Below are 1,104 nucleotides of genomic sequence, written 5' to 3'. Positions count from 1 at the left end.
CTGGTTTTTTGCTCAAATGTAGTGTTTTTGACCGCTTCGAAAATCACTTTGCCGTGGGTGCTGGTCAGTTTGGCATTTTGACCAGCCGCGATTTTGCTCGCCTGATAGGTACTGTCATCGCGGCTTAGCAAGCTGATATCACAGAATGATGGCGATGATTGTTAGCCTGCTCCGGTAGTGGTCATTCAGGGGGTGGTGCTAAGCACTGGGATTTAATACCGGTCAACAGGTGGTCGTCACCACTGAACGAGGGGGTTTGGGGGAGATTAACCTCTGACTATAAAGATAATACCCTGGCATTGTAAAAACCGAGGCATTATATTTAATGGGAAGTACATAGTTCATGGAAATAATCTCTTAACTCGTCAAAAGTGCCATTCTCATCTTGAAGTATTTGACCATTTTTATATAAAACAAAATCATTCAGAGACCCCATCCCACTATATAGAGAAAAAATTTTATAGACCGCTTGATTATAATCATAATCATAATCAATATAATGCTCTAGCTACAATAAGGTCTAAATACAATAATTCATGCCGTAATTTTTAGTATTAACGCCATATTTATTAAAATAGATTTTATCTCTGCTAACTTAGTCACTTTAACGGTTCCTTAGAAGTAACTTCAATGCAGGGAAGCTTCTACGGAGTAGAAATTAATATTTGTTGCGTACTACCAACTGTAATGGCTCAATAAGATCGGACAGTTAAAATGAATATCCCAGCTCAATAGCTGAGATATTTTGTGGCTTAATCAACTACCACCATCGAGGGTGATCATTAAACGTATTGTATATCGCATCTCTAGACTCGGTTGTAAGAATTTCTTCCCCTTTGGCTATTGTCATACAACCATTTAGATCTTCTTTAGCGCAAGACCAGTGTAATCGACCCTTTATCGTGTCTATTGTTAAATCAAAAAGTCTATTCATATCATTAAATATAGCAATTTCACTATTACTCATAGCTTCTATAAATTTACTAAACATCTCGCATTCAATCCATACCTGTGTATTTAAATTCAGTGAATAACTGAATTTTTTGATACTAACTTTAATATCAATTTTCATTGATGGAAGATGCTCATCAATCTCTACAATAT

At 36.3% G+C, this 1,104-nt stretch carries 2 protein-coding genes; both read right to left on the bottom strand.

Translation table 11 applies throughout. The annotated features are described in order from the left end of the window. Positions 1-322 precede the first annotated feature (322 nt). Positions 323-496 carry a DUF6966 domain-containing protein gene (locus tag FTA91_RS20550; protein WP_413081217.1) on the bottom strand — a complete coding sequence of 58 codons (174 nt, stop codon included), beginning with the start codon at positions 494-496 and terminating at the stop codon, positions 323-325. Between the two features lie 264 nt (positions 497-760). Next, a partial coding sequence (locus FTA91_RS20205) for a hypothetical protein (RefSeq protein WP_222423183.1) occupies positions 761-1,104 on the bottom strand: 344 nt, incomplete at its 5' end.

It is taken from the genome of Yersinia thracica, from assembly GCF_902170565.1.
GTDB classification, from domain to species: Bacteria; Pseudomonadota; Gammaproteobacteria; order Enterobacterales; family Enterobacteriaceae; genus Yersinia; species Yersinia thracica.
Note: the sequence above shows the minus strand (reverse complement) of the source record. Positions and strands in the feature narration are given on the sequence as shown.